17 protein-coding genes, 1 tRNA gene and 1 riboswitch are annotated in these 25859 nt (G+C 42.2%); of the genes, 5 read left to right on the top strand and 13 right to left on the bottom strand.

The window, feature by feature from the left end:
- Positions 1 to 52 precede the first annotated feature (52 nt).
- The 4 genes from pheT to HXT33_RS03125 form a co-directional block, all read right to left on the bottom strand.
- Entirely contained in the window at positions 53 to 2677 is a 2625-nt protein-coding gene (gene pheT, locus HXT33_RS03140) for a phenylalanine--tRNA ligase subunit beta (protein WP_421787546.1), read from the bottom strand.
- Between the two features lie 5 nt (positions 2678 to 2682).
- Positions 2683 to 3792: a phenylalanine--tRNA ligase subunit alpha gene (pheS, locus tag HXT33_RS03135; RefSeq protein ID WP_050543263.1), complete on the bottom strand. Its 1110-nt coding sequence runs from the start codon at positions 3790 to 3792 to the stop codon at positions 2683 to 2685.
- Positions 3793 to 3827: 35 nt separating this feature from the next.
- A complete protein-coding gene (locus HXT33_RS03130) occupies positions 3828 to 4766 on the bottom strand; it encodes a TrmH family RNA methyltransferase (RefSeq protein WP_421787544.1) in 939 nt (312 codons plus the stop codon).
- A gap of 61 nt (positions 4767 to 4827) precedes the next feature.
- Positions 4828 to 5808, bottom strand: coding sequence for a cation diffusion facilitator family transporter (locus HXT33_RS03125; protein WP_421787583.1), 981 nt, complete (start codon positions 5806 to 5808; stop codon positions 4828 to 4830).
- A 374-nt stretch (positions 5809 to 6182) separates the two neighbouring features.
- Here HXT33_RS03125 and HXT33_RS03120 point away from each other — a divergent pair, with 374 nt between their 5' ends.
- Positions 6183 to 7100, top strand: coding sequence for a hypothetical protein (locus tag HXT33_RS03120; RefSeq protein WP_421787542.1), 918 nt, complete (start codon positions 6183 to 6185; stop codon positions 7098 to 7100).
- 360 nt (positions 7101 to 7460) lie between these two features.
- Here the strand turns inward: HXT33_RS03120 and HXT33_RS03115 are convergent.
- The 5 genes from HXT33_RS03115 to eno form a co-directional block, all read right to left on the bottom strand.
- Positions 7461 to 7544: transfer RNA gene (locus HXT33_RS03115), tRNA-Leu, on the bottom strand.
- A 128-nt stretch (positions 7545 to 7672) separates the two neighbouring features.
- Positions 7673 to 9337: a DUF501 domain-containing protein gene (locus tag HXT33_RS03110; RefSeq protein WP_421787581.1), complete on the bottom strand. Its 1665-nt coding sequence runs from the start codon at positions 9335 to 9337 to the stop codon at positions 7673 to 7675.
- Between the two features lie 54 nt (positions 9338 to 9391).
- Positions 9392 to 9868, bottom strand: coding sequence for an FtsB family cell division protein (locus HXT33_RS03105; protein ID WP_004128105.1), 477 nt, complete (start codon positions 9866 to 9868; stop codon positions 9392 to 9394).
- 157 nt (positions 9869 to 10025) lie between these two features.
- Entirely contained in the window at positions 10026 to 10940 is a 915-nt protein-coding gene (locus HXT33_RS03100; protein ID WP_004128103.1) for an L-lactate dehydrogenase, read from the bottom strand.
- Positions 10941 to 11135: 195 nt separating this feature from the next.
- Positions 11136 to 12431 (bottom strand): phosphopyruvate hydratase, encoded by a 1296-nt coding sequence (gene eno, locus HXT33_RS03095; protein ID WP_004111411.1) that lies wholly within the window; start codon positions 12429 to 12431, stop codon positions 11136 to 11138.
- Positions 12432 to 12579: 148 nt separating this feature from the next.
- Positions 12580 to 12696: riboswitch (TPP riboswitch) on the top strand.
- Between eno and HXT33_RS03090 the strand changes: the two genes are divergently transcribed.
- The 3 genes from HXT33_RS03090 (at position 12686) to HXT33_RS03080 (ending at position 15411) form a co-directional block, all read left to right on the top strand.
- The gene (locus HXT33_RS03090; protein ID WP_004136055.1) at positions 12686 to 13507 is read left to right on the top strand and encodes an ABC transporter permease; all 822 of its coding nucleotides are present in this window, start codon (positions 12686 to 12688) and stop codon (positions 13505 to 13507) included. (Overlaps the previous riboswitch by 11 nt.)
- A 56-nt stretch (positions 13508 to 13563) precedes the next feature.
- On the top strand, positions 13564 to 14568 hold the full coding sequence (locus HXT33_RS03085; protein WP_004136053.1) for an ABC transporter substrate-binding protein: 1005 nt from the start codon (positions 13564 to 13566) through the stop codon (positions 14566 to 14568).
- Positions 14569 to 14595: 27 nt separating this feature from the next.
- Positions 14596 to 15411 (top strand): ABC transporter ATP-binding protein, encoded by an 816-nt coding sequence (locus HXT33_RS03080; RefSeq protein ID WP_410314286.1) that lies wholly within the window; start codon positions 14596 to 14598, stop codon positions 15409 to 15411.
- Between the two features lie 75 nt (positions 15412 to 15486).
- Here HXT33_RS03080 and mfd read toward each other — a convergent pair whose 3' ends face one another.
- The 3 genes from mfd to HXT33_RS03065 form a co-directional block, all read right to left on the bottom strand.
- Positions 15487 to 19041: a transcription-repair coupling factor gene (mfd, locus tag HXT33_RS03075; protein ID WP_421787650.1), complete on the bottom strand. Its 3555-nt coding sequence runs from the start codon at positions 19039 to 19041 to the stop codon at positions 15487 to 15489.
- A 16-nt stretch (positions 19042 to 19057) separates the two neighbouring features.
- Positions 19058 to 19657 (bottom strand): aminoacyl-tRNA hydrolase, encoded by a 600-nt coding sequence (gene pth / locus HXT33_RS03070; RefSeq protein ID WP_004136047.1) that lies wholly within the window; start codon positions 19655 to 19657, stop codon positions 19058 to 19060.
- A gap of 131 nt (positions 19658 to 19788) precedes the next feature.
- Positions 19789 to 20829, bottom strand: a complete 1041-nt coding sequence (locus tag HXT33_RS03065; protein ID WP_032841610.1) for an ABC transporter substrate-binding protein — start codon at positions 20827 to 20829, stop codon at positions 19789 to 19791.
- 383 nt (positions 20830 to 21212) lie between these two features.
- On the opposite strand from HXT33_RS03065, the gene HXT33_RS03060 reads away from it, so the two are divergent.
- A complete protein-coding gene (locus HXT33_RS03060; protein WP_004136043.1) occupies positions 21213 to 22004 on the top strand; it encodes an ABC transporter permease in 792 nt (263 codons plus the stop codon).
- 217 nt (positions 22005 to 22221) lie between these two features.
- On the opposite strand, the gene HXT33_RS03055 is transcribed toward HXT33_RS03060, so the two are convergent.
- Positions 22222 to 25815 (bottom strand): UPF0182 family protein, encoded by a 3594-nt coding sequence (locus HXT33_RS03055; RefSeq protein ID WP_421787539.1) that lies wholly within the window; start codon positions 25813 to 25815, stop codon positions 22222 to 22224.
- Positions 25816 to 25859 lie beyond the last annotated feature (44 nt).

Genomic DNA, 25859 nt, shown 5'->3' with positions numbered 1-25859 from the left:
CAAAACCAATAAAACATGGAATTACAATCGCATTATGCTATTTAATACAGTTTTATACGCGCAAAGTTGCATGCAATGCTGCAGCGGACTTTGTAATCTCCTTACGAACTGCTTCCATTTCTTCACCAGAAAGAGTTCTATCTGCAGCCCTAAAGGTTACAGAATATGCAAGAGAACGCAAGCCTTTACCTAACTGCTCGCCTTCATAAACGTCAAAAAGCTCAACAGATTCGAACAAATCGCCTGAAGCTTTTTCAATTACATCTTGCAAAACTTGAGCCTTCAGCGAAACAGGAGCAGTGAACGCAAAATCTTGCTTAACTGGTGGGAATGTAGAAATCGGCTTAGCTTGAACTGGCTTCATTTGCATATTGTTAAACAAAGAAGTCAAATCAAGCTCGAACGCTGCAGAATGTTTTGGAAGATCCAAAGCGTCGCACACATGAGGATGCAATTCACCAACAACGCCAATAGAAACTTTAGAGCCGTCTTGAGCAATTACACAAACGCTAGCACTGCGGCCTGGATGCCAAGAAACAGGAGCATCTTCAGCGTTAAATTGATCTAGCACAAATTGAACACCAATGCGCTTAGCTAAGCGTTGAACTGCTTCGACAGCATCACTCCAGTCAACATCGCGATGAGTTCCAAGCCAGCCAGTTTCTTCAGCATGACCTGTAAGCAGAGCAGCAACATGCAAAGGCTGATCCGGCAAACCTGCATCTAATGCAGCAAGTTCCGCATTAGATGGTCGCACAGAACCAGGAAGAGCAGGAATTGCAGGAGCGTTTGGATCACTAAAGTAAACATGACCAAGCTCATACATTGAAATATTATCTAAGCCGCGACGAAGATTACGACGAACAGTTCCAGCTAAAGTCATAAGAACTGATCTGCGAAGCCAAGGACGATCTCCTGCCAAAGGATTAGCAATACGAACACTTACCTTGTCAACTTCATCAACATCTTCGCGGAAGGCCTTAATATCTTCTTCACCAACAAATGGGTAGCTTAAAGATTCAACTAAGCCCATTTCTGCAAGCTCATAAGCAATAGCGCGACGAGTTGCCTGCTTTTCTGTTAAACCAGTTCTTCCCACAATAGGAACAGCAGGTACTTTAACAGGAATCTCGTCGTAACCAACAAGTCGAGCAATCTCTTCAACCAAATCGCAAGGCTCATTCAAATCTGGACGCCAAGTTGGGGGAAGAACTGAGAATGAACCATTTCCACCACCTGCAACAGAGCAACCAATATCGGTGAGAATGTCACTAATACGGTTCAAATCAAGATCAAGACCAGCAACACGCTTAACTTCATCAGCTTTGAAAACAATCACATTGCGAGACTGAGTATTATTAACATCATTTGGATAAGAAGATGGCTGAGCACCACCAAACTGCTCCAAAAGGTTTGCAGCCATTTGAGCTGCAGCAGGTTGCAACTCAGTGTCAACACCACGCTCAAAACGACGCGAAGCCTCAGAAGGAATCTTATGACGGCGAGCGGTTCGAGCAATAGATACAGGATCAAAGTGAGCTGCCTCAATCAAAACATTCTTAGTTTCACTGGTTACTTCGCCATACATGCCACCCATAACGCCAGCCAAACCAAGAATACGAGAGCCGTGATTTCCACGAGGAGAATCGCAAATAACCAAATCCTCAACGTGCAATTCGTGATCTTTACCGTCTAAAGTCGTAAGACGTTCACCAGAACGAGCACGACGAACAACAATAGGACCCTCAATTTTATCCAAATCGTAAGCATGCAAAGGCTGGCCTAAGTCAAGCATCACGTAATTAGTGACGTCAACAGCAAGAGAAATGCTACGCATGCCTGCACGAGTTAAACGACGCTGCATCCAGTGAGGGCTTTTAGCATCTGAACTGAAATTATTAACAGCACGAACATAGTAACGGTCGCAACCAGCAACACCGTGAATTGGGTTCGTATCTTCAATGCTTACCTGAATATCTGCAGATTTATGATTCTGAGAGTCCATAAATTTTGCAGCTTGCTCATTAAGAGCTACTACAGGATCTGTGTAAGATGCGCCGGTTGAGTGATGGTACTCGCGAGCAACACCCCTGTACGAGAACGCGTAACCGCGATCTGGAGTAATATTAATCTCCAAAATTGGCTTATTAAGATGAAGCAATTCCATAGCATCATCGCCAGGCTTCAGAGCATCATATTCAGCCTTAGTGAAGCCATATTCGCGAAGCAAAATAATGCCGTCGTGGCTATCTCCTAAACCAAGCTCACGCTCAGATGCGCACATTCCGTTAGAAATATGACCATAAGTCTTACGAGGCTCAATCTTAAAATCACCAGGAAGAACAGCGCCAGGAAGAGTTACAACAACCTTTTCACCTGCAGCCATATTTGGAGCGCCACAAATAATGCCACGAGGAACTTTCTTACCGTTCTCATCAACATCGTTGTACTCTTCACCAACATCAACATGGCACCAATTAATAGTTTTACCATTTTTCTGCGGTTCGGCAGTGGCATCTACTACATAGCCGACAACAATCGGGCCGGTAACCTGAGAAGTATGAATTTCTTCCTCTTCCAAACCTACGCGCACTAAATCCTTAGCAAGCTGCTCGTAAGTTAAACCTTCTGGCACTTCAACATGATCTTTAAGCCAGTCAATATCTACCATTGGCATGAGTTTTACTCCCCCATTACAAACTGTTGTGCGAAGCGCTTATCGCCTTCAACCAAATCATGCATATCGTTAATATCGTGACGAAGCAGCAAAGTGCGTTCCAAACCAACACCAAAAGCGAAGCCAGTGTAAACTTGCGGATCTAAACCTGCAGACTTCAAAACATTTGGGTTGACCATACCGCAGCCACCCCATTCAATCCAACCTGGGCCACCCTTTTTATCTGGGAACCACAAATCAAGCTCAGCACTAGGCTCAGTAAATGGGAAGTAGCTAGGACGCAAACGGCTTTTAGCGTCTGGACCAAACATTGCAACAGCCAAACGGTCAAGAACGCCCTTTAAGTCAGCCATTGTCAAGTTCTTATCTACAGCTAAAGCTTCACACTGGTGGAATACTGGAGTGTGAGTTGCATCAAGCTCATCTGTTCGGAATACGCGACCAGGTGAAGCAATATAAAGAGGAACTCCACGCTCAATTAATGCGCGAACCTGATCAGAAGAAGTCTGCGTGCGCAAAACCATGTTTGAACCAACAAAGCCTGCAGCATCCTTGGCTTGATTTCCCTGAACGTAGAAAGTATCTTGCATTTGGCGAGCAGGATGATCTGGACCAAAATTCAACGCGTCGAAATCAAACCATTCAGTTTCAACTTCTGGACCTGCAGAAATTTGCCAACCCATAGAAATAAAGAAGTCTTCAAAATCTTCAATAATACGAGCTATCGGATGACGAGCACCAAGAGGTTTGCGATTCACCGGAAGAGTCATATCAACTGTTTCAGCAGAAAGCATACGCGCTTCTTCAGCAGATTTAACACGCTCCGAAGCCTGAGCAAATGCACGTCCAAAATCAGCTCGCAAAGTTGACATTACTTTGCCAACTTCCTTCTTTTGATCTGCAGGAAGTGAACCAATAGCCTTGCTCGCAAGAGTCATCACTGACTGAGCACCAGCATATTGAGTTTTCACCGCCTTTAACTCGTCCATGTTCTGAGCTGCAGCAGCACGAGCAATACCTTCTTTGACTGCTTGAGTTACAGCTTTAACGTCGAATGGCTTATTATCGGTCACAGCACCCTTCCTATCTGTATTACGCGTATCCACATGTTTCATTATGTTCTATACACTGTTAAAAATACTGCCCAAAGCTATATTTTTCGCTCATGACTAGACATAGCCAAGCCCATAAGCATTACTGCTGCGCTTGTTGCAAGGTTCATTGATTCCGCTTTACCATAGATTGGGATAATCGAAATATTGTCAACTTGCTGCAATATTTCTTGAGGAAGACCACGCGCTTCGTTGCCAAATAAGATTGCTAAAGAAGAGCTGGTAAGCTCAGTATTTGCAAGAATCTTTGGGAAAGGCACAGGTTTTAGCTGATCTGTTCCGTAAATATCCGCTGCAATAACGCGAATATTTGATTTTTTAGCGTAATCAAACCAGTCTTGAACGCTTAATTGCACTACAGGAAGATGAAATAGCGAGCCAGCAGTCGAACGCACAAGCTTAGAATTCCAACGACTTACGCAATCGTCAACAAAAACAACAGCATCGCAGCCTGCAACATCTGCAACACGAATAATCGCACCCGCATTACCAGGATCTCTTACCTGCCAGCAAGCTGCAATCAAAAGAGGATTATTTGTATTGCCTGCGCGCTCAGAGCCTTCTGCATTCACAAAGTTTTCTGCACTAACAGACTTTTGCAAATTCTTAAACTCACCTACGTAAATCTCATCTAAAAATTGCGCATCGCTAACAGCAACAATTCCTTGCGAATCAGAACTTATTTTTTGCATAATACTTGATTCAACAGGATGAACATATAAATCTTTAGATAACGCTTCTTTAATAATTTCTTGCAGAGAAGAAGATTGATTAGCATTTTCTTCATTGTTAACACAAACCTCTTTAGTAACGTAAATATCACTTATTGAATCTGAAGCGTAACGAACAGCCTCACGAACACTTTGAGGACCTTCAACCAAAAAACGCTTAGAAGCATGCGAGTTGCCTCGACTCAACGCTACAAGCCTACGCACACGCTCACTGTGTGGATTATCAATTAATTCTTTTAAGGGCATATTTACACTTTACTTCAAAAAACGAATGCAACACAGTTAAATAATAACCAAGCTTCAAATATTACTCGTGATGCTCAGAAGAACTAGAAGTGGTATAGCCTTCAGGCTCCAACTGAAAAGTAGTGTGCGAAACAGAAACAGGAAAATGCTCACGCAAGCAGTCCTGAAGCTGGGAAAGCACCTGAGCGCATTGAGCCATAGTCATGTTCGGCTCCACAACTACGTGAGCCATAAAAATTGGCATGCCAGTAGAGACAGTGCTTGCGTGCAAATCATGAACAGCAAGAACATGCGGCACATGCTCTAAATGCTCACGAACTTTATCTAGATCAAGACCTTCTGGAGTTTGTTCAAGAAGAACCTTAACAGCATTCTTAAGCAACTTCAGAGCGCGCGGAATCATAAGAATAGCAATAATCGCGCCGGCAAGAGCATCAAAACCAGCCCAACCAGTGCTCATCATAACAATTGCAGAAATTACAACCGCCACAGAACCCAAAGCGTCATTCATAACCTCAAGGAATGCGGCTCGCATATTCATGTTGTCTTGCGATTGAGACATAAGAATTACAAGCGAAGCAAGGTTTGCAGCAAGGCCGAGTATGCCGAAGAAAAGCAGTTGATTTACATCATGAATGCCTTGGTGACCACTTCCAAAAAGACGCATTCCAGCCTCAACAAGAGCATATACGCCGACAATTAGCAAAATAATAGCACCGGCGGCAGCAGTAATAACCTCAAGACGAGCCCAACCCCACGTGCGCTTACTACTTGGACGACGACGCATAAGAATTGCAGTAACAGTTGAAGCTGCAAGAACGGAAATATCTGTAAGCATATGGCCTGCGTCAATAAGAAGCGAAAGAGAATTCGTAAGGAAAGAGCCGATTACTTCGGCAAAAAATACGATTGAAGTAAGAGAAAGAGTAAGAAGTAATCGGTGCTGGTGGGTGTGACTTGCGTGGATTGCGGCAGCTTGAGAAGCTTCGTTGGCGTTGGTGGTGGTTTTGGTACCTGTGCTTGCGTTGGTATTGGCGCTTATTGAGTATGAATCAATGCCGCTAGTTGGAGTTACACCGTTATGATTATGCACTTTCTAAGCCTCCTCTAAATACAGGAACGATATTATTTCTCAATATCATTCGCATTTTCTCTTATACGCAATGAACCCCAGCCGAAGCCGGGGTTCAAAATTGCTAAGCTATCATATCTACAACTATGTAATCACACGCTGTCAACATAAGTGTGTAAGCGAGAATAAGTGCAACCTGCCAAAATTTTATTTAATGCAACTTGTCAAAAGTTTATACAAAATAAAACGCGCAAATAAAAAAAAAACGGCTAACGAAACATACGTAATAACAATCAAATAGAATATAGTATAACCTAGCTTGCGAAACTACAGATAGGAAACTTATGAGCAAGAATATTACGCGCGTTACTAAGCATAAAACTACAACTCGCTCTATTGTAAATACTATTTTGGGCATACTTATTACTCTCACAATGTCGGCATCACTATTTGCTGCTCCCGAGGCTGCGTATGCTAGCGAAAATAAAGTAAACTCTTGCATTGCAGCAATTCAAAAATCTGACAATAGTACCAAAACGATTGCCGCAGGTTCTTGGTTTGACGGAGTTAAAAATTTTTGGAAATCGATTTTTAAAGGTAAAAATAAAGACGGAAAAAAGGATGAAAAAAGTGACAAAAAGGGAAAGAAAGACGAGAACTCAAAGAAACACATCGAAGTAGTAGACGAAAACGGATTAACAGCAGAAGAACGCAATAAAACAAAAGCCGATAACAAAAAGTCTAAGAAAAAGCAGACTCACAAAAAGAAGAAAAATCGAAAAAATCGGAAACGCAAAAACAGCAAAAATGGTATAAAACGCAAAAAGAAAACTACAAGGCGTAATCGCAAACGTGTTAATCGTAAAAGAAAAAATAGAGTAAAGAAAATAGTTCGTTCTAACACTAATCGCAATACCACCAATAGTGGAAATAATGACGATAAAAATAAAAACACAGGCAATGATTACAAACAAAATCAAGCCCCTACTCCTGCACCTTCTCCTGCACCTGCTCCATCACCACAGCAACAACCACAGCAGCAAGTTCAGGCTCCTGCACCAGCACCTGCACCAGCACCAGCACCAGCACCAGCACCTGCTCCAGCACCTCAGCAACAGACGCCACAACATTCAGGCGCAATAGTTGTTCATCCAGGTTCTTTCTGCAACTCAGGACCGGGAGTAGAAGCTGTATCAGCAAAAGGTGTGCCTATGGTTTGCAGCGACAATGGCGAAGGACGCACTCGCTGGCGCAGACGATAACGCAGATTACGTACTGCGCGAGTAACAATAAATCACACTTTTTCGTTACTAACGCAGTCTACGTACTGCACCAGTAACGCATGACCGTTGTTTTCTCAGTCTTATGACTGAGTTAGTAACGGTATTTGGGCTATCAGTGTTACTTCCTCAGTTCGTTAGCTGAGTTTTTAACAGTGTTTTGGCGATTACCGTTACTTTCTCAGATACTTGACTGAGTTTTTAACAGTGTTGAGGCTTGTGGCTTATGCCACAGAATATTCATCAGCCTAGCTTTACACACTTTTTGGCCTATAACCCTGGAAACCCCCAAAAGTTAAGCAAAAAGCGCTGCACAGCTAAAACTGTACAGCGCTTTGTTTGTGCCTCCGGTGGGACTCGGACCCACAAGCCCGTAAGGGCGTCAGATTTTAAGTCTGATGCGTATGCCAATTCCGCCACAGAGGCAGCAATCAATTATTATGCCATACATCACTGCAAAGAACAAGCCGGCGCGTGGCGAAAACATAAACACACACTTACTAAACACTCGTCAAACATGCAGCTCCATCAAACACTTGCCAAAAACACTCAACTCAGCGTTCTAAACCAAGCAGTCTGCGCCCCAAATCAAGCGTAATGCCATCAAGCAAACCATGTTCACTCGCCACAAAAGTATCCAGCACCCCACCATGATCCTCATACGCAGCTTTTGCTAAACGCTCAAGCACGCGGCTCCACACCACAGCTCCGCCGCCAACAACATCAACGCGCCCAGGGTGAATCGTCGCATACGAGCGCCTACGCTCACGCGTCATGCGCAAAAATCGGTTATTAACCGCGTACGCCTGATCAAGCCCAATTTTAACTCCGTCAACAGCCGAGTGATCATAATGCTTCAAGCCCATTGTTAATGCAGCCATTGTAGTAACAGTTCCAGAAACTCCAATAATAGTGCGCACGCGCCCAGCAGGAACAACTTTGAAAGCTTCGTCAATATGCTTGTCAACGTCATCAATTGCAGCTTGGATTTCGTCTTCAGTAGGCGGATCAGTATGCAAATGACGCTCAGTCATGCGCACAGAACCAACATTCATCGAATATGCTGCAGCAACCTTGTGAGCAGGCAAACTCTCTCCATCCCCTCCAAGCACAAGCTCAGTAGAGCCTCCGCCTAAGTCAACTACAAGATACGGCGGCTGCAAATCATCGCGCGAAACAACGCTAGTTGCTCCAAGAAAACTAAGCGACGCCTCTTCCGTACCACTAATAACTTCAGGTCGAACACCTAGCTCATCAACCATCATCTGCTCAAAAATTTCACGATTTTCAGCATCTCTTGTAGCCGAAGTTGCCACAAAACGAATCGCATCAACCGGATGCTCTTTTAACACCTGCGCAAATTCGTGCGCAGCATCCCGAACTCGCGCTAAAGCATCGTCAGCAAAGCGGTGCGTTTCGTCAATTCCCTGCCCAAGTCTAACAACGCGAAGCATTCTAGGAACAATATCTTTCATTCCATGCTCGGAAACTTGCGCAATTTTAAGACGAATAGAATTAGTCCCACAATCAATTGCAGCAACAGTCACAGATTTTTCTTCACTATTACTACCAACATTTTTTCTAGTATTTTTTATACTATTTTTTTCGTCCACAACAACTTCCGTTTCTTCAGCATCACAATCATCGCTCCATGGAGTTGTGCAACGGCACACGTTTGGATCAAACTCATCCTTAATTCTCTCCAACACCATGTCACCAATAGGATTCACACCTTTGCCCATTACCAAGGTTTGCGCAAGCAAAGCGTGCAAGCATTTCACGCGCACAGGCATACCACCTGCACTCATATCGCTAATATGCTCTTCACTATCTCCCAACGAAACAGCCAATGCATGACGGAATGCCAAATAATACTTATGCGCCTGCTCATACTGCTTCTTAACAACTTCGTCCGTCTGCAACAATTCGTTAAATTCTCGCATAAGACCGTTTGCCTCTACATGAGACACTGCTTTTACAGCTTCGGGACTTGTTAAATAGCAAGTAGTTGGAAATGGTGTGCCATCTTGCAAACACGGCCTTGTTATAACCGCAAGAGGCCGGCCACAAACGCAGCGCGCACCAACAGCAACCATTCCCCTCGGAAATCTTCCAAGCTGCTTCTGAACAATCGCACGTTCAGCATCGCTTGCTGGCGTTTTAAGTAAACGCTTTACAGCATCTTCTGGAGAGTAATGATTATTGTCATTTTTTTGCATAATATTTGAACTTTCTGGCATATTTATTTTTCCCAGCACAGCTTTACTGTAATTTTATTGCAATGGCAAATTATCTGGCTTGTCTGCTTTGTGTATTGCATACATCAAATCACTATACCAAGGTAGAACAGTACGATTCTTAGTTTCGCTATTCTCCTGCGCAAACGCATTAGGCAATGTGCCTGTTACAGCTTCAGGATGCTCCACTCTAACTGCCTGTTCCCCTGGAAAAACAAAACCAAGACGATCTCGAGCCTGAGCTGCAATATACGCTTTATCTTTCCAGCGTTCAATATTATTGTCGAGTGTACGTTTTTGCTCTTTTAACGTACTTTCTTCGCGCTGCAATGCGTGAAGTTCAGCCAAACTTAGAGCATAATTTCTAACTGTAGAAATGCACTCAATTGAACCAACTGTAACTATAAAAACCATGAGTAGAAAAACAAGCGGTCCTGAAAATAGTCGACGCTGCTGCATCGGTGACTGTGTTTCTTCACCTGCTGCTTTCGTACGGCGCTTCCTCATAACCATACATTCTAAATTACTTGATGTATTCGACGTGAAAAACACAATAATAATGGTCAGTTACTAAACAGCAACTGACCATTACTACCTAATTATTTCGTTAGATTACTTTTATAATATTTCGATATATTACATCGCTATATTACTTTTAGATTATTTTAGATTATTTTGCTTGAGCTTTACTTAAGATCGTATCTGCAGAATGCTGCAACTTTTGCAATTCTTCTTCAGTTAGATCAAGCTTGCACTGCTTTACAATACCTTCGCGACCCACGATTGCTGGGTAAGAAAGATAAGAATGGTATTCCTCGCGATAGTTCGAAACAGGCATCTGCTCTTTAGAATCCGAAAGAACAGCATGAACTAGACGAACTGCAGCGGCAGCAATACCGTAATTCGTGTACTTCTTGCCATAGAACACCGTAAAGCCACCTTGGCGAGTTTCCTCATCAACAGCGTTCAAATCAATATTCTTTTCTTTTGCGAGCTCAGCAATTGGCTGTTCAAGAACCTTAACTGTTGACCATGCAACAAACTGTGAATCGCCATGCTCACCCAAGCTATAGCCCTTCACTGCTTTTGGATGCACTCCGAAGAATTTACCAACAGCGCGATGAAGTCTTGCAGAATCAAGCAAAGTTCCAGTGCCAATAACTTTTTCATAAGGAAGACCAGTTGTTTCTTTATAAAGCTGGCAAATAGCGTCGCAAGGATTCGTAATATCAACTAAAACACCATGGAAGCCAGAAGCTTTAATCTTTGCGCCAACTTCTTCAACTTGAACACGATTATGTTTAAGTTCTGCGAAACGATCAGGATTTGGAACGTCTAAAAGTCTAATATTGCCCATAGCACTTACGATAACTTCAACATCTTTCAAAGCATCGTAATCATTGACAGTAATGTTTACATTAAAAGGCAAATTATCCATTGAATCCTCAAAATCCAATGCATCAGCCTTAACCTTAGCTTCATTCTTGTCATACAGGTATAACTCGTCGGCGTAACCACCAACAACAAGCTGGTGAGCAACAGCTGCACCAACATTTCCCATACCGATAACTGCTACTTTTCGCATAATGAAACATCTCCTTCTGTTTCGAGTTTCTCACAAAAATATCACCATTATGCTGAGAATGAAAGTAAATTCAAAAAAATTTTTTGCGTGTCTTGATTTTTTCAAAAATATTTACAAAAAACGGCCAGCCGAAAACACGACTGACCGTTTAAACTTAAAGACTTAAGAAGATTTAAGTTACTTAAAAGTAGAAAGTTACTTCATATACTTCTTGCAAGCCTTGAATGCGCTGTAACCAGCGTACTGAGCGGTAGAACCAAGCTCTTCCTCAATCTCAAGCAAGCGGTTGTACTTAGCAATACGCTCGCCACGAGCAGGAGCACCAGTCTTAATCTGGCCGGTGTTCTTAGCAACAGCAAGATCAGAAATTGTGGTGTCTGGGGTTTCGCCAGAACGGTGAGAAACCATAGAGGTGAAGCCATTCTTGGTTGCAAGTTCAATAGCGTCGAGGGTTTCGGTGACGGAACCAATCTGGTTCAACTTCACGAGCAAGGAGTTAGCTGCACCAAGCTCAATACCCTTAGCCAAACGCTTTGGATTGGTGACGAGCAAATCATCGCCAACGAACTGCAAACGATCACCAAGACGCTTGGTGATTTCTGCCCAATCATCCCAGCCTTCTTCCTGGAATGGATCTTCAATGGAAACGATTGGATACTCGTTGATGAGCTTCTCGTAGTAATCAAGCATGTAAGCAGATTCGCGCTCTTCGCCATCGAAACGATACTTACCAGTTTCCTTGTTGTAGAACTCAGAAGAAGCAACGTCAAGAGAAATACCAATCTGCTTGCCTGGCTCGTAGCCTGCGGCTGCGATTGCATCCATGATGTACTTCAAGGAATCCTCATTGGACTTCATCTTTGGAGCGAAGCCGCCTTCGTCGCCAAGACCAGTAGCCAAGCCTTCCTTCTTCAAAACGTTCTTCAAGGTGTGATAAACCTCAACGCCAGCGCGCAAAGCATCGCTGTAGGTTGCGAAACCGTATGGAGAAATCATGTATTCCTGAATATCGGTTGCGAAATCAGCGTGAGCACCACCGTTCATGATGTTCATGTTTGGAACTGGAAGAATGTGACCATTGGTGCCGCCAATGTAGCGGTACAACGGAAGCTGAGCAGACTCAGCAGCAGCGTAGAGAGCAGCGAGGGAAACGCCGAGAATTGCGTTAGCACCAAGCTTGCCCTTGTTTGGCGTGCCATCAAGCTCAATCATTGTTTCGTCAAGAGCGCGCTGATCGGTGGCATCCATGCCGATAACCTTAGGAGCGATTACTTCGTTGACAGCCTTAACAGCTTCCAACGTGCCCTTGCCCTGATAACGGGACTTGTCGCCATCGCGACGCTCCCAAGCTTCTGCCTCACCAGTAGAAGCACCAGAAGGCACTAAACCAATACCCTGAGCGCCATCTTCGGTCTCCAAATAAACCTGAACAGTAGGATTTCCACGAGAATCCAAAATTTCGCGTGCATATACGCTTTCAATAGCTGCCACAACTACTCCTTTATACCTATGGGTTGTGATGACTCTTTTAAGATTAGTGCGTTTTATGGACGTTATATTGTATTTGCAAGTGTTTATGCCGAGAACGTTCACGTGTCGCGAATTTGTACGTTTTGTCCATGCCTGTGCGCCATAATAGCGAACTGACACGGGGTGCAACCTTACGCATTCATATGATTTTGCGGATATTGCTGAGAACATACCCGTCGAACCTGATATAGCTAGTACTATCGAAGGGATGTCGGATGAATATCCACTTTCGCGAGCGCAAAACTGAATGTATTGCAAACAGCAAGCAAGCGAATAAGAAAGCAAATAAGTCGTTAAAATCTTTTAGCGCTTGGCTTTCTACAATAGTTATAGTTTTTTGCTGGTTTATTATTACGCTCGGTCCTGTTGAAAACCGCGCTCTGCCTTCCCCATTCGAAGTTATTAAAGCTTTCGTAGATTTACACAATGAGGGAATACTGTGGCCGTCTCTTGCAATAAGCATTTTTAGGGTTGTTGCAGGTCTTCTTTTGGGTATTGCGTTTGCACTTCCTGCCGGAATTCTTTCTGGAGGAAGCGCAATAGGTGAAACAATAATAAACAAGCCTAGCCACATGATACGTTCAATACCGTTCCCTGCTCTAGCTCCTCTTCTTATTATTTTTCTTGGCGTTGATGAGCTTATGAAGATTATGCTTATTGCAGTGGGCGTTTTTGGCCCTATGTATGTAAATATTCGCGATGGTGTTCGTAATATTGACCCTCGCCTTATTGAACTAGCTAAGGCTTATCATATTAAAAAATCTACTATTTTCACCACTATTTTTATGCGCGGAACTCTTGCTAATTTTATGACTGGATTGCGTTTTTCTATTTCCGTTGCATGGGTTGCACTAGTTACTTGCGAAACAGTTAATTCTTCTATTGGAATCGGCTATATTCTTTCGAGAGCGCAACAATTCTTTAGGCCGGATCAGATGATGGCTTGCATAATTATGTACGCAATTGCAGGTCTTGGATCCGAAATTACGGCAAATATTTTCGAATACTTACTCATGCCAGAACGAAGAATTTCCTAAAAATAAACACAATAAACAATAAACACAAGATAATAAACACAAAAAAGGAGCCAACTATGGTTAATTTCAAATTAAAAAGCGCAAGCAAGCGTGCTATTTGCGCATTGTGTGCTCTTTGCACAGCAGTTGCACTAGCTTCATGCGGAAGCGCTCAGAAATCTTCAAGCAACGCGTCTTCAGCAAAAGAAGATACTGGCACTATGCGCGTTGCTTATCTTTCTACAGCAAACTATTTAACTACATTGAAGAACGAAAAGTTCTTGCAGGAAGAGTTTGGAAAGTCTAAAGTCACTTACACTGGTCCTTACACTCCAGTTGATGGTCTTACTGCAGTAATGAGCGGTAGCGCAGACGCAACAACTACAGGAACCGGCCGTTTTATTGATCTTATTGCCGAAGGTCAGCCTTGGGTTGCTTTTGCACTCGAATACTACAATGGTGATTCTCAGGGAATTGTAGCATCTGCAAAAAGCGGCGTAAAAACCTTAAAAGACTTGTATGGAAAGAAAGTTGCTATTATTCACAATGGCGACACCGGCGACTACATGCTTCATCGCGCTTTCGATAAAAGCGGTTTAGACGTTTCTAAAGTTCACAAAGTTGAAATGAGCCCTAAAAACTTCCAGGCTGCTTTCTCTTCTGGACAGATTGACGCAATTTCTTCGTTCGACCAGAATCTTGCAGCAGCTATGACTACTCCTGGTTCTAAGTTGCTTGTAAACGCTAAGAAGTACGGCAATATGAACGTTACTATTCATATTGTTTCTAGAAGCTTTGCTAAGAAACATCCTGAACTTGTGAAGAAAATGTATAAGGCTCTTGTGCGCGAAGCAAAGAAGTCTCACAAGGAAAAGAATGTTATTGGCAACGCTTATAAGCAGCTTGGTGCGTCTGACACGATTATTAAGCAGATTGAAAAGTTTGATAATCCAACAATTAGACCAATCGACGCTAAAGGCTTGGAAATGATGAAAGTTCAAGCCAAGGAATACGTTAAGTACGGTTTGATTAAGCAGGCTCCAAAGAATTTGGATGATTCTGTAATGGACTGCAGCAAGTAAACGCTATTACCTAACTAAAATACGACTATGTTTAAGAGCATTTTTCATAAGCGTCACAATGCTGAAGTTTCGGAAGAATCTACTTACGAATCGAATATTAACGATAGTGATTACTGCGTTAGTATGGAGAATCTTGGTATTTCTTTCGCATCTTCAGAAAGTAAAAATACAGAAGATAATTCTGCAACTAATTCTTCTTTCGTATTGAAAAACATTACGATGAGAATTAAAAAGGGCGAATTTGTGTCGCTTATTGGTAGATCCGGTTGCGGAAAAACGACGCTTTTGAAAATAATTTCAGGACTTCTTACTCCTACCGAAGGCAGCATTTACGCCACAAGTCGTCAGGCTATTGGTTTCCAGGATGCGAGATTAATACCTTGGCTTTCTGTGAGCAAAAATGTTGTTTTTGGTATGGAAGCAAGTAAGCAAGAGCTTAAGGATATTGCGCATTTAGCACTTTGCCAAATGCAGCTTGAAGACTACGATAACAAGTGGCCATCTCAGCTTTCTGGCGGCCAGCAGCAGCGCGTATCTTTAGCAAGAGCTTTAGTTAGAAATCCTGAATTATTGTTGCTTGACGAGCCTTTTGGCGCTTTGGATGCTCTTACGCGATTCGATATGCAAGATTTGCTTAATAAGCTTCAATCTGAATACGGCTGGAGCACGCTTATGGTTACGCACGATATTGCGGAAGCTGTGAGACTTTCTGACCGAATTCTTATGATTAAAAATGGTGAGATTTATAAGCAATGGCATATTAATCGCGAGAATCTTGACGCTCAAAATCGTCCATTAAATCATAGTGAAATAGAAGACGAGCTTAGAGAAGCGTTACAATAAGTAAACTCGAAAAAATGATAAAGGCGACTGCAAAATAAGCGGCCGCCTTTATCTATAAAATAAACACAAGCAAATTTACCAAGCTAAATCTTCAAGAAGTTGACGCACCCATGAAAGTATTTCATGCTCGCTCATTGCGCTAGTTCCAAGCGAAGATTCAAAAGGCGCTGGAATAATAAGCATATGAGTAAGAGGACGATACTTTGCTCCGCGGTAAATTCTTTGCAAACGCATCCACAACGACTCTTTTGGATCGATGCCAACAACTCGCACTGATTTTCCTTGAGAACTAATTTGCGTAATACCAAGCTCTCGAGCCTTAAAACGCAAGCGAGCAACATCACACAGCGCGCCAAACGCTTCAGGCGGCTCACCAAAACGATCCAACAACTCGTCGTGAAGATCCTTCAAATCGTCATCATTACTTGCGCAAGCAAGCTTACGGTACACTTCCAAACGAAGCTTGTCGGAAGCAATATAATCAACCGGAATCGAAGCTTCAATAGGTAAATCAATAGTCACCGAGACAGGCTGAACGCGCTCTGGCTCCTTATACTGCTCAACAGCTTCTGAAACCATTCGAACGTAGAGATCAAAACCAACTCCCTCAATATGCCCACTTTGTTCATCACCAAGAAGATTTCCAGTTCCTCGAAGTTCCAAATCTTTCATAGCAACATCAAAACCGGAGCCTAAAGCCGTGTGCTGAGCAATAGTTGCAAGACGATCGTGAGACTGCTGAGTCATTGGCTTAGTTGGATCATACAAGAAGTAAGCGTATGCACGCTCACGTCCTCGCCCAACTCGCCCGCGAAGCTGATGCAATTGGCTTAAACCAAATCTGTCGGCATGATCAACAATAAGCGTATTCGCATTAGAAATATCAAGACCGGTTTCAATAATCGTAGTGCACACGAGCACGTCAATATCTCTATGCCAAAAATCGCGAATTACAGCATCAAGCTGCTTTTCACCCATTTTTCCGTGCGCAATAGCAACGCGCGCATCCGGCACAAGCTCGTTAATTTTGTTTGCAACAGAACTAATATCTTCTACGCGGTTATGAACATAAAAAACCTGTCCTCCGCGCAACAATTCTCGCTTAATACAAGCTGATACTTGCGAATCTTCATAAGCGCCAACATAAGTCAAAACTGGAAGACGGTCTTCTGGAGGCGTAGCAAGTGTAGACATTTCACGAATACCAGTTACAGCCATTTCAAGCGTTCTAGGAATTGGCGTTGCTGAAAGACTTAATACGTCGACGTTTGTACGCAAAGCTTTTAACGTTTCCTTATGCTCCACGCCAAAACGCTGCTCTTCATCTATTATGACTAAACCTAAATCTTTGAATTTTATACTCGGGTTCAAAAGTTTATGAGTTCCAATAACAACGTCCACGCTTCCGTCTTGCAATCCGCTTAAAGTTTCGTCAATTTCTTTAGCGGTTTGGAATCTACTCATTGCAGCAACTTTTACAGGGAATCCTTCAAAACGATTCGTAAAAGTTTCGTAATGCTGTTGAACAAGCAATGTTGTTGGAACAAGAACAACAACCTGCTTAGAATCCTGAACAGCTTTAAAAGCTGCACGCAACGCAATTTCAGTTTTTCCAAAACCAACATCGCCGCAAATTAAGCGATCCATCGGCATTGGTTTTTCCATATCTGCTTTTACTTCATCAATAGTTGTCAGCTGATCGGCAGTTTCTTGGTAAGGAAATGCGTCTTCCAACTCTTTTTGCCAAGGAGTATCTTTACTAAACGCAAAACCGCGAGACTGCTGACGCGCGGAGTAAAGCTTAATAAGATTTTCCGCAATTTCGTGAACATGCTTTTTAGCTTTTGCCTTAGTTTGAGCCCAATCCGAGCCTCCAAGCTTATTAAGTTTTGGTATTTCGGCACCAATATATTTGCTAACTAAATCAAGCTGATCTGTTGGAATAAATAATTTATCTGCAGGAGCGTTACGTTTACTTGGCGCGTATTCAATTACTAAATATTCACGAGTTGCAGTTCCACCAGTTACTGCAATATTTCGCTGTTTCATGCCAATAAAACGACCAATACCATGCTGCTCGTGTACTACAAAATCTCCAGGCTTTAGTTCCATTAAGTCGATTGCTTTGCGCCTGCGTTTTGGCGTTTTTAATTGTGTTGAAGCAGAAGATTTACCAGTTAAATCGCGCTCTGTAAGCACAGCTATACGCGCTTTTGAATCAATAAAACCGTCGCTTAAAGAAGAACGTACTGTAGTAAAGTTTGCAACTCCTGTTGTTCTAACAGCTCTTCTTAATCTAGAAAGAGTACCAGAAGCTGCTGCAGTAATAGTTACATCAAAACCGTCATCTATAAGAGATGATATTCCGCCTGAAACTTTCGAAGAATCTCCCCTAAATTCTTCAGGAGCTTTAACAGGTAAAGAGATATTTCCTGCAAGCGTATCGTCTACGCCGAATGATGTTAATTTCCAAACATCATGATTAGAAAATTCTAATGCAGAAACAGTTTCGTCAAAATCTAAGAAATTAGCTTGATCAAAAGTAATAGGAGCGCCAGCCCCAAGACCAGAAGCTGCAACATGCCAGCTGGCTGCCAAAAATTCGTTTGCAGTGGACGTAACATCTTCTGCTGCTCTTCTGCATTTTTCCGGGTCAGAAAGCATTATTACAGCATTTTTAGAAAACATGTTTTGCACTGATTCCATGTTGTCAACTAATGCAGGCAGCAAGGATTCCATACCCTCTACCGGTATAGAATTTGCAATGGACTCAAGCATGTCATCAGCATTGGGAATAACACCAATAAGAGAGCGAGCACGATTACAAATTTCCTCTGTAAGTTGCAGTTCTCTACAAGGAGTTGCCCAAAGTTTTTCAATATTATTTCCGTATGTGCGCTGATCTGAAGCATGGAATTGCTTCATTGTGTCAATTTCGTCACCAAAAAATTCAATACGCACTGGATGCGTCATTGTTGGCGCAAATACGTCAATAATTCCGCCTCGAACAGCAAATTCTCCACGCTCCATAACCAAATCAACGCGCGTGTAAGCATTTTCCACCAAACGCTTAGTTGCGTCTGTAATAGAAAGTTCTTTTCCACACTCAAAAACTAGCGGATCTACATCTCCAAGTCCTGAAACTACTGGCTGAATAAGAGATCGAACAGGAAGAACAAGAACTCGAATTGGTCCAAATAAAGAACTACCTTCTTCTGGATGCTTAAGCCTACGAAATACTGAGATTCTGCTCGCAACAGTATCTGCGCGAGGTGAAAGACGCTCGTGAGGCAAAGTTTCCCATGCCTCTAGTTGTGCAATGTCTTGCGGATTCCCCCTATACCAGTCACGAAGAGATTCAGTGAAATCTGCCGCATCTTTGGCTGAAGGAACAATAACAACAACAGGCATATTCTCTGCAAGAGAAGCTGCAAGAGCCGGTCGCACTCCAAGAGGCGCTGCAATATTAAGCTCGCCACTTTCTGCAGGTTTTTGAAACTTGTTAATTGAATCAATATTATTTTTCGATAATGCACGAAATATTTCATCTTTACTGCATAAATCTAGCAAAATATCATGCAAATTGATTGATGATTCTTCTGTTTCAATATTTTTTAATTTTGCAGCCATTTGTATTGACCTGTTATTAGCGGCCATTAAAATGCTCCTGAGTTGCTGCAAGCCCTCGGAAAATAACGCTTTCTGCAGCATCAGCACCGTCAGCTAAGAAGTTAGGAAGTTCAGATTTTTGAGTTCCACCAAAGCCGCCAAGCACCCAATTTACAGTATTATCATGCGCATGAGCACCACGCTGAGCATGACCTACGCCCATGCGAACGCGAGCATATTGTTGAGTTCCAAGGGATCTGTCAATAGACTTAATACCATTATGGCCACCTGCGGAACCGCCAGCTTTTACTTTAATTCTGCCAAAATCTAAATCCATATCGTCGTGGATTATAACAATATGATCCGGCTCAATCTGATAGTAGGAACTTATAGATGAAATAGCAGCTCCTGAATTGTTCATAAAAGTTAGCGGCTTAGCAAGGAAAAACTTAGCAATTTTCCCATCCAGATTCATCACACCTTTGCCAAGTTTTGCTAAACCTTTGTGGTCTGCAAGAGACACCGACCAGCGCTCTGCAAGCACATCCGATACCATAAAACCCATGTTGTGACGCGTGCCTTCATACTTTGTTCCAGGATTTCCTAAACCTGCAATAAGCCAAAAATCAGATGCCATACATCCCCACCCCAATTCGCATAGGTAGCCAACAACAAAACGGGCGCATCGATTGAAGCTGGATTTCCAACTACCCGATACGCCCTCATATACTGTAATCTATTTTAGCAAGACTCAAGTCATTGCGTAAACTACTTCAAAAATTCGTCTGTAGTTAATTCTTTTGCTTGAGGAGTTTTATATGTTACTTTGCCTTTAGAATCCGTATATGCGCCTTCCTTACTTAGGAAGTTGAAGTATTCTTGAGCACCCTTAACATCATTCGTGCCGAACACAAACTTGCCGCTTTTTATGTCTGCACGATTGCCCCAATATTGCCCGTCAACAATCATCTTCATGCTTCGCTTAACGAATTTCACATCAAGATTAGCTTCAGGAGCTTCTTTTACTAAAATATTCGCAGCTTCATCTGGATGATTGTAAGCATATTCATAACCGCGCTTAACTGCTTTAACAAAAGCGCGAACAAGCTTCGGATTGCGCTTAACCGTGTTTGCGTGAGTAATAATGCCAATAGTGTCCTGCTGGCCTGGCACGCCATAGTCTGCTTCTTTAAAGCAACGCAACTTTGGACCATACATTTGCGCTTGCACGCCTTCCCAAGTTCCATAAAAACCACCAAAATCAGCTTTTCCGGATTCAAGAGTGCGGAACGTGGAAGTGCCAACAGTAACCTTATCGAACTTACCTTCGCCACCATCATGCTGAATCATTCTGCGAATAACAGCATCGCCTTCTGCAGATCCAAAGGTTGCAAAAGTTCTACCATCAAAGTCTTTAGGAGAATGAATTTTAGTGTTTTTATAAAGAGAGCACCAAATTGCGCTAGGCTTTTGCTGAACTTGCAAAACTTCCTTCAATTTAGCGCCCTTTGTGCTGAAATCTGCAAGATTAGTAGTATTACTTAAAGCAAAATCCGCAGCTCCAGAGTCAACAGCATGCTCGGCACCAGTTTGAGACACAGCCAAAATATTCACGTGTAAACCAGCTTGCTTAAACCAGCCCATATGCTTTGCCACGTATACGCCAATATGATTAGTATCTGGTATCCAAGAAAGCATAAACGAAACGTTTTGAAGACCAGATTTACTATTCTGCTTACTGTTGTTTGATCCGCACGCGCACAAAGACAGAATGCAGCATGAGCTTATAAAAACTGCTGTTGCGCGCATAATATTTTTATTAAATTTAAAACAAAAAGCTCGCGCATTGCGCCATAATTGACATATCATGAGTTCCCTAACTTTCTTAAAAATCCGCTTTCTGGGAATGTGACACGAACTTGGCAGAAAACGGTATCAAGGGCCTAGCCCGCGCCGTTCAATGCCCCCGAAAATTAGAACTTTCGGTTTGCCACACATTGACTCACGAAACGACTAAATTATGCACTAATCGAAAGACAAATACGCATAAAATACACGTTTGCTAACTACATACTAGCTATGTGATATTTTCATACAAGAAAGTTTGTAAAATTTTATGTTGTTTGATTGGGGCAGCAGTCAAACAACTACAACAAGCATTATTGCTTGTATATTGAAAGGAACGATATTCCATGACGCGCGCGCGTTGGAAATCACTACTGCATAATTATCTGCCAACAGTAATTTCTATTATTACGTTACTAATTTTTTGGCAGCTTTCTTGCGAATTTTATAAAATTCCAGAAAATTCTATTCCAACTCCGACAACTATTGCAAAAGCCACTTGTGAAGTGTGGCCGCAATTATGGCCTGCAACTCTTGCAACTATTGAAGAAACGGTTATTGGTTTTAGTTTTGCCATTGTGTGCGGCATTTTGCTGGGCGTACTTTTTCACGTATGCAAGCTGGTTCACGCAGCTTTGTTCCCCCTTCTTTGTGCTGCACAAACGTTACCACTTATTTCGATTGCCCCTCTATTTCTTATATGGTTCGGTTTCGAAATGTCTGGAAAAATTGTTATCGTAGCTATTTTTAGCATGTTCCCTATTGCTGTTCAAACAATTAGAGGTCTTGATGCAGTGCCAAGTTTTTATAGCGATGTAGCTTTAACGTGCGGAGCTGGACGAGTTTGGACGCTTTGGCATGTAAAATTACGAGTTGCAGCGCGCCAAATTTTTGGCGGTATTCGCATTAGCGCAGCCTACGTTTTTGGCGCAGCTACTACTGCAGAATATCTTGGCGCTCGTCAAGGATTAGGTATTTGGCTGCAAGCTGCATATAATTCTTTCCGCACTCCCCTCATTTTTTCAGCGACTTTGGTAATTATTGCTTTTACAGCATTGCTTATGGGAGTAGTCAATATTAGTGAGCGTCTGCTTCTTGGCCCTGTAAGCGATGACGAAGATCCAGACAACCAGCTTTAAAACACCGTTAAAAACTCAGTCAACAAACTGAGAAAATAACGGTAATAAGCAAAACACCGTTAAAAACTCAGTCAACAAACTGAGAAAATAACGGTAATAAGCAAAACACCGTTACTAACTCAGTCAACAAACTGAGAAAGTAACGCATAAATAGCAATATCCGTTATTATCTCAGCTACAAAACTGAGATAATAACGGATTAGTAACGGCAATTCTACTACTTTGCAGATTCTTCTTTCATAGCCTCGCCAATAGCATCGCTTAATTCCTTTTGAGCTTTGCCATACGCTTCCCAATTACCTTCACGCATTGCAGCATCGGAATCTTTCAGCGCTTGAGCTGCTCGCTTAAGAGCAGCCTTTACTTGAGGATTCGTATAACCTTCTTGCTTATTAGAAGGCTTATTCGTTGAGCTATTGGCACCTGAATCTTTTTGATTAACAGCTGCAGAAGATTTGCCAGTCTTCTCTCCATTTTCGCCAGATTCTCCAGGTTTATTAGACGCATCTCCTGCCAAAGCTCCGGAATCTCCACCGAATACTTGATCAAGAGCTTCATCTAATGTATCTGCAAAACCAACCTGATCACCGAAAGCAACTAATACCTTCTTAAGCAACGGATAGCTTGTAGAACCACTTGATTGCACATAAACAGGTTCTACGTAAACAAGTCCTCCGCCAAGAGGCAAAGTAAGCAAGTTTCCTCGCTTAACTTTTGTAGAACCAGATTCAAGCAAATTCAGCTCTTTAGAAACATTCGCGTTAGCGTTGAAGTTGTTTTGAGCTTGACCAGGGCCTGGAACGTTAGAAACCTTAGGTAATTCTTGCAAGCGAAGCTTACCATAGTTTGGTCCAATCTTTCCCGGAGTATCCCCGGCATCTGAATCAACAGACAAGAAACCAGTTAAAATTTCGCGAGTAATCTTACCTGCAGGAATATATGTAGAAACTAGTGAAAATACTGGCTTCTTTGCATCTCCAGTTTGCAAAGTCAAATAGTAAGGCGGTTGCAAAATATCCTCACGCTGAAGACTTTGAGATTCAGTTGGATCAACAGGAGTCTGCCAAAAATCTTCGCCAGAGAAGAACTGACTTGCAGTATCTACATGGTACTTTGCGAGCAAATAACGCTGAACCTTAAACAGGCTTTCCGGATAGCGCAAATGCTTCATCAAATCGCCAGAAATCTTAGAAATATCGTGATAATGACCTGGGAATATTGATTTCCAAGCTTTAATCACAGGGTCTTTGGTATCCCAAACGTACAAATCAACCGAACCATCGTATGCATCAACAGTGGCTTTTACTGAATTGCGAATATAATTTGCGCGCTGATTAGTTAAGCCTTTAATTGAGCGAGATGTTGTTGTAGTTGAATCCTGCGTAATACTGCCAAAATCAGTCATTTGAGAGTATGGATAAGCGTCAGAAGTAGTGTATCCGTCAACAATCCATTTAACTCGGCCATCTACAACAGCAGGATACACTCGGCCGTCCAAAGTCAAGTATGGTGCAACTTTAGACACACGCGTCTTAGGATCTCGATCGTACAAAATTTGCGAATTTGCAGTCACGCGATCCGAGAAGAGAATCTGATCTGACTCAAAACGAATAGCATGCATAAGCTTTGAGAAGAAGTTTCCAAGACGAGGACCACCATTTCCTTTAAAAGTAGTTAAAGCACCTTGAGAACCAGTTGGATAATCAAACTCCCACGGAGCTGTGCCCTTTGGTGAACCAACGATGGAATATTCTGGAGCATTTGGAGAGAAGTAGATACGAGGCTCATATTTTTGCAACTTCGTAAGCTTACCTTGAGTTGGAATACCATACTCCATAAATTGCGGCTGACCGTCTGCAGTTACTTTATTTCCATAAGCTGCCACAATTCCATAGCCGTGAGTGTAAACAGTGTGATCATTAACCCAGTTACGATTGTCATTTCCGGCTAAATCTAGTTCTCGAGCCGCAATAACAGTATCTTGACTCACTCCATCAATATCATACTTGTCTACTGCAAGAGTATCTGCGAACGTATAGTATTGCTTTGATTGCTGAAGCTGACGGAAGGTTGGAGAAGTAACTTGAGGATCAAGCAAACGAATTTGCGCAGTAGATTCTGCTTCTGCAGATAATGCTCCAGATTTTCCGTGAGAAGTTGCGTTATACGATTCTTTCTTTACATTGTTTAAACCGTAAGCAAACTTTGTAGCATCAATATTTCGCTGAATATAAGGCGCTTCCATTTCCTGAGCGTTAGGAGCAACCTTAAAACGCTGCAAAAGTGCAGGCCAAGCAAAAGATATAACAATTGAGCAAGCAATTAAAGAAGCCAAAGCAATTGTTGGAGTTTTCCAAGCTTTAACAGCACTCTTAAAACGTTGCGCTATTGGAGCTTCACCAGAAAGTGCATGAGATTTCATAAACCAGAACGCAAGAACAGCACCAACCAAAACTGTTACAACTGCCATTACTATGCTTCCAGGCACTACAGCGTTCATATCCGTGTATGATCCACCAGTAATTCTTGAACCATCAAGAGTTACTACAGAGAACATGTCTAAAATTTGCAAAACTGCCCAAGATAAAATCACAAGCATAAACCATATTGCAATTTGCCTGCGAGCACGGTTAGTAATATTCAATATTCCATTGCCAGCAACAGGCATAGTAAAGCGAATACCACCCATAAGCAAGTGCGAAACAATAGAGAAAATAAGGGATATTACTAAAAGAAGAACAAAAGCACGGACAAATAACCTTAGTCCTGGAAGCACAAACACGTAAAAACCATTGTCGATTCCAAATTGTGGATCTTTAATTCCGAAAGGCTGAGCGTTGAACATAAGTAAGATTTGCACCCAGTGATTGTAGAATTGGAAACCAAATATTGCGCCAACAATTAGCGAAACAATACCAGCAGCATGTAACGCAACTTTAGAGCTTATTCCATGCTTTAAGTCAATAACATTTCCACGCACGCGAATATAAGAGCCATCTGCATTAGTCGGACGAGCTTTAATCGCTAAAGCTGCAGACAAGTAACCGAAAGCGGACATCAGTACAGCGTATAGTACCCAAACTCCTACTTTTGCAGCCAATTGAATCCAAATTACGCTTTCAAATCCAAGCTGCGCATACCACATGCAATCAGTAATAAACTTTGAAAGACCAAAAACTATTGCCACTACGAAAGCTATTGCTATTACTATTGCAGCAAAAAGCCAGCGCCATCTTCTTGAGCCACCAATAAATTTACCTACGTTAAACTCTAATCTCATAAAATGCTTATACTCCTTATTTTTGGCGCCTTTATCATCGCTTTTATTGCTTTTACTATTTTCGCTATCTTCACTAGTATCGCTATTTTCGCTATCTTCGCTATTTTTTGGCGAATCGCCTTCGTCTTCTAGTTTCTTCTTAGCTTCCAATATATCGCTAAAGAGGTCACCGAGGTCATCATCGTCACTATAATAGTCTGCCAAATCTTTTATTTTTTTCGCAAACTTTGAAGAAGTCTTATCTTTGTTTTTACTATTAGACTCATCTTTAGACTCATCTTTAGCAACAGCATCATCACTGTTATTATCTTCATCAATGCTTTCTATAACTACATCTTGATCGCTGGAATCATCCGTAGAAGCATCGTCAGAAGTATAGGGAGAATCATTATTTTGATTGCTCTTTTTCTTTCCATCGCTTGAATAATCGGAACGCTTATGCACTTTAGTGTTTTTAGGTTTTTTAGCCATATACGCGCCAAAAGCAACCCATGCAATGCCAATGATTATTTCTATGATGACTTTCAACATAAGGATAATAGTACTATACTAATTATTCCTAATCTACTTGTTGT

This window comes from Gardnerella sp. DNF00753, assembly GCF_049244275.1.
GTDB lineage: Bacteria > Actinomycetota > Actinomycetes > Actinomycetales > Bifidobacteriaceae > Bifidobacterium > Bifidobacterium greenwoodii.
The sequence above is the reverse complement of the archived record's forward strand: the minus strand, read 5'-3'. Positions and strand labels throughout refer to the sequence as shown.